This is a genomic window from Kitasatospora sp. NPDC057738 (genome assembly GCF_042798815.1).
Taxonomy (GTDB): domain Bacteria; phylum Actinomycetota; class Actinomycetes; order Streptomycetales; family Streptomycetaceae; genus Kitasatospora; species Kitasatospora lactacystinica.
This window is the reverse complement of sequence record NZ_JBHVJT010000172.1, coordinates 1-1,016: the sequence shown is the minus strand read 5'-3', so window position 1 is coordinate 1,016 and position 1,016 is coordinate 1. Positions and strand designations below refer to the sequence as shown.

1 protein-coding gene is annotated in these 1,016 nt (G+C 71.2%); it reads left to right on the top strand.

From position 1 onward, the window contains the following. Positions 1-1,016 (top strand): beta-ketoacyl reductase (locus tag ACFVGO_RS39400; RefSeq protein ID WP_380636969.1); only part of this gene is annotated, 1,016 nt, incomplete at both ends.

Below are 1,016 nucleotides of genomic sequence, written 5' to 3'. Positions count from 1 at the left end.
GGGGAGTTGGAGGCCGGTGGGTTGGCGGTGCCGCCGGTGGTGGTGCTGCCGGTGCCGGTCGAGGGCGATGTGTATGCGTTGACGGCCCGGGTGCTGGGTGTGGTGCAGGAGTGGTTGGCGGAGGAGCGTTTCGGCTCTTCGCGCCTGGTGGTGCTGACGCGTGGGGCGGTTGCGGTTCCTGCCGCTGGTGGGGCTGATCCGGTGCAGGCGGCGGTGTGGGGTCTGTTGCGTTCGGCGCAGACGGAGAACCCGGACCGGATCGTGCTGGTGGATCTGGATCCGGATGTGGATCCGCTGGTCGGTTCGGTGGAGTTGTGGCCGGCGGTGGTCGTCGGTGGTGAGCCGCAGGTGGCGATCCGGGGTGGCGAGGTGTCGGTGCCGCGTCTGGTGCGGGCCTCTTCCCTGCAACTGGCGGAGACTCCGGTGGAGTTGGATGCCGGTGGCACGGTGCTGATCACGGGTGGTACGGGGACGCTGGGCGGGCTGTTGGCCCGGCACCTGGCGGCCGTGCACGGTGTGCGGCATCTGACCCTGTTGAGCCGTCGTGGCGCGGACAGTCCGGCGGTGAGCGAACTGCTCGCCGATTTGGGCGAGTTGGGTGCCGAGGCGGACGTGGTCGCGTGCGACGCGGCCGACCGTACGGCCCTGGCGCGGGTGCTGGACGGTCTTTCCCGTCCGTTGACGGGTGTGGTGCATGCGGCGGGTGTGCTGGACGACGGGGTGTTCGGCGCCCTGACGCCGGAGCGTCTGGCGGCGGTGCTGCGTCCGAAGGTGGACGCGGCGGTGAACCTGGACGAGTTGACGGCGGATCTGGAGCTGCCGTTGTTCGTGCTGTACTCGTCGGTGGCGGCGACGTTCGGTTCGGGTGGGCAGGCCAACTACGCGGCCGCGAACGCCTTCCTGGACGCGCTGGCGGCCCGTCGCACGGCCTCCGGCCGGGCCGGCCAGTCGCTGGCGTGGGGCCTGTGGGAGCAGGCCAGTGAGCTGACCGGTCATCTCTCCTCGGCACGCAGCGG